Source organism: Acinetobacter sichuanensis (genome assembly GCF_003024515.2).
Classification (GTDB): Bacteria; Pseudomonadota; Gammaproteobacteria; order Pseudomonadales; family Moraxellaceae; genus Acinetobacter; species Acinetobacter sichuanensis.
Map to the genome: position 1 here is coordinate 1 of NZ_PYIX02000073.1, position 7739 is coordinate 7739.

General features: G+C 31.7%; 7 protein-coding genes. 2 read left to right on the forward strand and 5 right to left on the reverse strand.

The genetic code is table 11. The annotated features are described in order from the left end of the window. Nucleotides 1-678: 678 nt before the first annotated feature. Nucleotides 679-2295, forward strand: coding sequence for a nuclease-related domain-containing protein (locus C9E89_RS20945; RefSeq protein WP_107010088.1), 1617 nt, complete (start codon nucleotides 679-681; stop codon nucleotides 2293-2295). A gap of 144 nt (nucleotides 2296-2439) precedes the next feature. On the opposite strand, the gene nadS is transcribed toward C9E89_RS20945, so the two are convergent. The 3 genes from nadS to C9E89_RS20960 all read right to left on the reverse strand — a co-directional run bounded on the left by nadS (nucleotide 2440) and on the right by C9E89_RS20960 (nucleotide 3707). Beyond that, nucleotides 2440-2712, reverse strand: coding sequence for a NadS family protein (nadS, locus tag C9E89_RS20950; protein ID WP_107010089.1), 273 nt, complete (start codon nucleotides 2710-2712; stop codon nucleotides 2440-2442). Beyond that, nucleotides 2705-3025: a type II toxin-antitoxin system RelE/ParE family toxin gene (locus C9E89_RS20955; protein WP_107010090.1), complete on the reverse strand. Its 321-nt coding sequence runs from the start codon at nucleotides 3023-3025 to the stop codon at nucleotides 2705-2707. Before C9E89_RS20955 ends, nadS begins: the two co-directional genes overlap by 8 nt. 151 nt (nucleotides 3026-3176) lie before the next feature. Next, entirely contained in the window at nucleotides 3177-3707 is a 531-nt protein-coding gene (locus tag C9E89_RS20960) for a hypothetical protein (RefSeq protein WP_228199094.1), read from the reverse strand. 718 nt (nucleotides 3708-4425) lie between these two features. On the opposite strand from C9E89_RS20960, the gene C9E89_RS23950 reads away from it, so the two are divergent. After that, nucleotides 4426-6078, forward strand: coding sequence for a vWA domain-containing protein (locus tag C9E89_RS23950; RefSeq protein WP_228199095.1), 1653 nt, complete (start codon nucleotides 4426-4428; stop codon nucleotides 6076-6078). Nucleotides 6079-6784: 706 nt separating this feature from the next. Here C9E89_RS23950 and C9E89_RS20970 read toward each other — a convergent pair. Together C9E89_RS20970 and C9E89_RS20975 are read right to left on the reverse strand one after the other, a co-directional pair. Continuing rightward, on the reverse strand, nucleotides 6785-7189 hold the full coding sequence (locus C9E89_RS20970; protein ID WP_107010091.1) for a hypothetical protein: 405 nt from the start codon (nucleotides 7187-7189) through the stop codon (nucleotides 6785-6787). Between the two features lie 323 nt (nucleotides 7190-7512). Next, on the reverse strand, nucleotides 7513-7739 hold a 227-nt coding region (locus C9E89_RS20975), incomplete at its 5' end, for a hypothetical protein (RefSeq protein WP_107010093.1).

Here is a 7739-nt window from a genome sequence, read left to right on the forward strand (position 1 = left end):
TTTCGCATAAGGCCCATTATGTTAAATGGATGTATATTCTAAGTAATATTTAACTAAAAATGTCTATAAAATTGGTGGTTATTCACATGAAATATCAATCATCATTTTTTACATCGATACAGCCAAAAATCAATAAATTTTAATTTATTAGTCCGATATTTTCTACTACATAGCTTCTAAAACTATGAGATAATATAATATTAATTATCCTATACTTAACAAAAAAATGATGTTTTCAATACTACATGCACTCATATTTTACACCATTGGTATAACTCTCCTTATCGCTATATATTTTAGTGGAATTGATACTCATGATAGTTTCGATATGAGTTTTAGAATTATTCCCACAATCCTTGGAATTGCATTTACCTATTCTGGGGCACATTCGCTTATCGGTGCTTTTAAGTCGCGTTACAAAGTACTTGAGTACCAAAAGATTTGCAGTGTAAAAACGATTCAAAGTTATATTCAAGCAAATAAAGATTGTTATAAACACAATCAAATTTCTTGTAATCAATGTGGAAGTAAAAGCATTCATTTTCAAAAATTTTATGGCGCTGAAGAAAATATACCATTTTCGAAATATAAGGCAGCTATTTACAACCGACATTTCTGTAAGCAGTGCTCAAATACACTCTTTTATACCCCACTCAATTACTAAAAAGAATAATCCAAATGACTATTAAATGTTTTTACGGTGACTATAGCTCACATGAAAATGAACAAAAAATGTTGGATCAATTTCTAACGCAACTAGAACCAAGATATAGAGACTCTGATGAATGGGTCTACGTTATTTACAATACGATGTGGAATGGTCAAGAGGTAGATCTTGTATGCTTAACAGCACACTCAATCATTGTATGCGATTTAAAAAACTACTCTGGAAATTTACAAGGACAAGAAAATGGTGAGTGGCTAATCACTACACAAAATAATGAAACGATCATTGTGAAAGGTGGTGGACAGATCAATCCATTTGTACAAGTCCGTAAGAACCGTTATGCAATTATGGATTGGTTTTCTAATGAAAAGCTATTGGAATCAGAAAATATTGGCCACATAGCTGGCCTCATTATGTTTAGCGAAATTACCGAGATCGATTTAAAATTGTCTCGCTCAGTGAAGCAATGGTTCCATGTTTCTGACTTATCACATACTGAATTCACTTTAAATCATATTCATTCTAATGAAATCAACATCACGCCTAGTGATGCAGACCTAATTGTAAAAACCTTAAATTTGCAAGAATACAATTGGAATACTGCTGTGTTTATGGCAACTAAATATGAAGCTTTTAATAATTATTATGAAGATTTAGAAAAACTAGACGAAAGTCGCGTTAATTACGCTCAAATATTGAATTCCCCACAAGATACTCAGAGTGTTATTGTGGAAAAGACAAAGACTATCAGATTCACTCAAGTCTATCTTCCATCTTTTACTATTTTATTAAGCGTTGCATTAACAGTCTTTCTATTCTTTTCTAGCTTGAAGAGTGGTGGTGCAGTTTATAACTGGTTGGTTGGTGACACTATAAAATCTAAACACACTTTTTTAGGCATGCTTAATCTCTTGCCCAGTCAAGAAGTACTAATCAAAAAACAATTAGAAGTAGAAAGTATAAGTGATCAAAGTTCTAATCATGAAAATAAGTCTGAAGTAACTTTAGAAGATAAGTATCAAGATAAAAAATCTACATCAGATAATGAAAAGAGATACCAAGAAATTAATGTAGAAGATGACGATACTATCAAATCATTAGCTCAATTGTTTGATGAAAAGGAAAAAAGTATTTATGGGGTTAAAATTGGTCAAACCAAATTAGATACAACTCCGTTTCTTAAAAAACTTAAAAAGTATGATGACTTAAATTCATTTCAAGGTATAACGCAATACCAATTAAATTCTAATGAATCCAATAGATTTTTTGATATAAAACTTGAATCCATGAATACCAAGTTTCCACCTATTGATATCGCCCATTTTATGCAAACAAAATTTCTTTATAATGATAAGGGTACATTGAAAGCAATTATCTTTGTAATAGATATTTTAGATGCTAGAGAAAGCTTTCCTCTTTATTTAAAAGACTTTATGAGATTGGGTTATGAGGTGATAGATTCTAAAATACCATATTCTCTTGGTGATCGATATGTAGTATTAGAAAAGAACGGACAAATAGTTGTAATAAATAAACCGCATGTTGGGAATATGGATATAGCGATTCTTAGTAAATCAGACTTTGATAAACATAAGAAAAGCCTTGTATCAAAAGGTATATATTTATAAAAATGTAACTTATACAAAATAAGTTACAGGCTCTGAATAGCAACCTACTTTGTAGGAGTTTTATAGGTTGACTAAAATTAACATAATACGCCTTATGCGAAGTTAAAAATGGGAGCTATAAAGCTCCCATTTCTATTAATTATTTTAAATAAGACTTGGATGAGCATCTAAAATGCGAATCAAAGTTGCTGCTGGACCAGTCGGGTATCTACGACCTTGTTCCCAGTTTTGTAGGGTACGAGGACTAATATGAAGACGTGCAGCAAACTCATTTTGGCTCAAACCGGTTTTTTCACGTACTTCCTTAATATTAGGTAATTCAAGTTCTGTGACTCGACTTGCCTGAATCTCTTGACGCTTAATTGCCCCTGCTTCTTTAATAGAAGAAACGAGGTCATCAAATAAATTATTATCCATGAAGTTGCTCCTTCACTAACTGACGCAGAATTGCTGTTTCCTTATCCGTTAAATTATCTTTCACAGACTTGGGATAAGCCACTAAAAAGAAAATATGGTCATCCTCTGAAACCCAATAATAGATTACACGGATACCTCCACTTTTTCCTTTGTTACCTTGAGAACAACGTACTTTACGTATTCCACCACCATTTTTAATTACATCACCTTTATCAGGTTGTACTAAAAGATCTTGCTGTAACTGACGATATTCATCATCAGTGACAAGCTCTTTGATTTGCTTGGTAAAAATACTGGTTTCAATAAATAACATAGATTATTATACGTCAATGGCGTATAAAAAGTATAACAATTTGAAAGTAAAAAAACGAGAGCTATAAACTCTAACTTTGTATAACAGCCATTATGTTAAGTGGGAGTACTTATGGGAGGATTACCCTGTCTTTTTTAGTTGTATGTATGTTTTAAAAAGTAGTATATTTTTTATAAACAATCTCACAATTACTGAGTTTGTATTTGTTCACGCAATCCTCCATTCCAATCACTTCGGCATTTTTTTCAGAATAAGAGTTTGATTGGAAAAATGTTTTCTGACCATTTAAACCATATCTAAGATTCAGTTGGAATGTACCATCTGGAAGTTGTCCTTTAGTAATCACTGTACCAGGCTCTTTGTCTTTTGTGTATCCAGAAACACTAGAAATAAGTTCGGAACATCTTCTTTGGTTCTCATTTATTTGTTTGCACTCTTTTGCTGCCGAGCGCATAGCCAGTTCACGAGATGTGGCTGTATAGATGGAGAATATGCCATTTTTCGGGTCGTAAGCAACACCAGCATACCAATATTGAGGCTTATAACTACTGCTATTTCCCCCCCAACCGCATACACTACCGTCAACTGTCTGGCAGTAACCTTGGGTAGGGTTTGCTTGAACTAGTGGACTAAGACTGAGCAATCCAATTACACTTAAAGAAGCAAAAATATAATACTTCATCTTCATTCCCTAAATTATTGTGTTTTAATTAAAAAAAATATGTCTAAATCAGGTAATTAACCCGAATAGCGGATAAGAAATTGCCTTAAAAAAATAGGAGGCTGAAATCCAGTAGTTGAATTACCAAACTAAACCTTAAGCTTTAGTCCACATGTCTAATAATATCGAATTATTCTGCGTGGTTGATGACTTTTTTCTTAAATTTGCAGCAACTTATTGGAAATTCCTAAAACAAAGCCCTAGCTATCCAAAAACCCGATAGGGACAATTTTTTCCCCCCTCAAAAATCATCTTTATCTCCATTTGGTACAAGTGCTCTCAATTTAATAATTTCAAAGCTCTTATTCAAATTATGAAATTATTTGCTCAAACAGAATTAGGATTAATACAAAATCTCCTCAGAGTCTAAAGATAAATAATTTTATAGATTTTTGAAAAAAATTTTCTTTTATTTAAAATTGAACTAAAAAGAAAATAACCAAGATATTATATAAATTGTTAAATTTTCACATTTTTTATATTTTATACAAAATCAAAATATGAAAGAATAGCTCAATATTTGCTCGCTAAATGGTTTTTATTAATCCATAGTAAATATTACAAACACACTTGTTAAGGTGGGTACTTTTAAATAACGATTAGCAAGAGTGTTTTATTTATATTAATTTTTTATATTTCAATTACTTGTTTTTAGGATTAGTTAACTAGAGGGAAAGCAATGTTATTAAAAAAGAGTTTATTAGCACTTTTAATAGGGGCATCTGTATTTTTGACTGCCTGTGGTGGAAGCGATTCAGACGATTCTGAACCAACAACTCCTAAACCTACTGAACCCAAACCAGTTGAATCAACAGTTCAAACTGAAGCAACTTTGACCAGTGAAAAAGCAAATATTGCTGTATTTGGTAACGTCGATAAAAAGTACTTTACTGAAGCAACTTTGGCTACAGGAAATGGTGTTTTACTTTTAGATGATCCTCAATTAAATTCAGTCGGCTTTGCATTAGATTTAAAATCAAAGGCAACTGATTTGAATGCATTTTCAGCAGCACAATTAGAAAGCTATATGAAAATATTAAGAGATCATGGTGCCACCGTTAATGTTTTAGTAAATAAAACATCTAAAAATGCGCAAGGCAATGTTACAAATATAACTTTAGATGTAGATTTTAAAAATGTAGAAACTCTAAATAGAGTTCGTGAAGTTTTATTGCTTGCAATTAATCAAGGTAAATCTATTAGCTTACCAACAACTGTTACAGCAAAAGATACTAAACAGCGTTTAAACTTAGCTTTTTGGCTCGAAAATGGTACAGGTTTTGTATGGGGGAACAGTTATGCTGTAAATCAGGCAACGGCGATTGAAAAGCAATATGGTGATTTGAATATAGCAAGTGCATTGAGTAGTAATGCAAAATTGCAAGTTAAAACAATAACGAACAGTTTTACTCAAAATGCTCAGGGTTCAAATGCAGTTGATATTTTATGGAATATTGATTCTTCAGGTTCAATGTATGAAGAGCAAAAAAATCTAGCAAATGGTGCTTCACAATTCTTTACTGCTTTAAATAAAGCAGGTATTGATTATCGTTTAGCTGTAAACACACAGGATGCCTACGATTGTCAAAATTTAAGAACTTTAAGTGATCAAAAGTCGGTATTTATTGATCGTAAAACTCTAAATGCAGAAGAGGAATGGAAAAAACTAGCCCAACCAGGTACAAGTGATTCTGCCACAGAAACAGGTTTCTACTGTGTGCGTGAAGCAAATCTTACAAATTTTGATCGTACAAATGCGAAAAACTTGATTGTATTTGTTTCAGATGAGCCTGAAAATGAAACAGTAAATCAAGCTCGACCAATACGTAGTAATGGTTACCAAGCTCGAGATTTTGCAGACTATAAGAATTACTTCTTGAAAACGGGAGCAACTTATTTTTCTATCGTAGGTACAGCTAATTCAATTCGTAATACATTTGCAGATAATTATCCAGGCTATCAGGATAAAGCATGGGGATGCCGTGGTGATGGTGGTTCGGCAGAGGGTGGAGCACATTTTAAAGAAATTTCTCGCGTAACAGGTGGAAGTTCAGCATCTATTTGTGCAAATGCGAGTAGTTGGAATGTTATGTTTAGTGAGATTATTAAAGCTGCATCAGGTTTAGCAAGTAGTTTTACATTAACTCAATTGCCAATACCATCAACAGTTACTGTCAATGTATCTGGTAAAAATGTACAGCGCGACTTAACACATCAGAATGGTTTTGATTTGGTTTATAGTGCAACAGGTGCAACGATTGTGTTCTATGGTGAAGCTTTACCTACAGCAAATAAAAAAGTAGATGTGAGCTATAAATATTTAAATAAATAAAAAATAGTAAAAACAGGTTCAAATGAACCTGTTTTTTGATTTTATTTATTTTAAAGTAATTAGTGCATAAGTATCTTTTATAGGAAAAGATATGAACTAAAAAACATTTATCTATCCATGTTTGTTTGGATTAGCTTTATTTACTCAGTTTAGTTTTGCAAATCCAACAAATCGATATTATCAACTTGTAGATGGTAGTGTTTGCGGTACGAGAGGGGGATACTGGTATGTAGGAGTTGCATAAAATCCAAATAGGGTTATATGGTCATTTATATTGCAAATAAACGTGATTTGGCTGCTAGATCTGCCGAAAAAGAATGTAAAAACATAATACAACTAACTTAGATGTTCTATTCAATAAACAAAAAAATTGTTAGCGTACATGGTTATACCGCTGATATAATTCAACTTGTTGTCACAAAATGACAAATATCAGTTTAATTTAAGGTATTGTCAATAGACTTTCTTTCCTGCAACCTTCTTTTCTGAGGGGGATATTAAAGATGTTGAAATAAATATAGACTGACAAATTGTTCAATTATTTACGCCCAGTATACCTCATATATTTTGTAGTAAACTCCTAATAGATTCTCCCATAATTTAATTAAAATATAGATTAAAAAGAGGTGTAATTTAAAAATACACCTCAAAATATAAATAGTCCTTGAAATCGAATGCAACTGTTGATTATTAGAACAGTATAATCTTATTCAGAAATTGAAAAATCATCTACTTTATTGTTTTTAAAATATATACTTAATTGTCTTTGTTTACCCTCTTGTAATGCCTGATTAGTATTTCCTATATTTCCATAACCAATAGTACTTAAGGCTGAGCTTAATAATGCATTTGATTTTGTTTCTCCCTCCCTATAAGAGAAATAGTCTGGTCCAGATCCACTAGATGTCTGGTAGTTAGGTTTTCCAAAAATTCTAATAACTTCTTCAGAAGTAGTTATACCCTTTTTCAGGTTTGCTTTTACATAACTCATATCATATTTACTGTCACCTCCTATGCCTAAGATACGAGTATTATCTTGTATTGTTTGGCAACCAATAAAGGGTATAGAAAATATACTAATTAGTAAAAAACGAGATAATTCTTTTTTCATAATAGACCTATAATTAGTAAATACATGTGTTAATTACATTTACCATAAGTAAGTATATGGTATTCAAAATACCCTTATACCATAAATGAATATCTTCCTGATTAATATCAATACTTTTATAAAATTTGATGAAGTAGGAGCTGTTGAGAATCAATATGAGTCAAGTACATTTGTACAAAGATAAATCAAGCTTGGAGAAATGTAAGCAAATGGTCAAGGCATAATCCTCAATAGTGTTTTATCAAACGATTTAAAGTCAGAAAAAAAATGGGCATACTCAAGAAAAATTGATATTAGTTGGCTTATAGTAAATAATTCAATTTTTATAAAACCAACTTAATATGCTTTAAGCGATCATCTTGAATGAGATCATCTAATTCATCTTCTAAATCTTCAATCTTACTGTTGAGAGAAAAAATAGAGTTTTTTAAACGTTCATTTTCAGGAGCATGAGGATTTTTTAATCTGTTGAATATCTCTAGTTGCCCTCTACGCTCTGTACGTAGTCTATCAATCTGATTTTCAAGCGCCATTCTTGGTGTCCACAGCT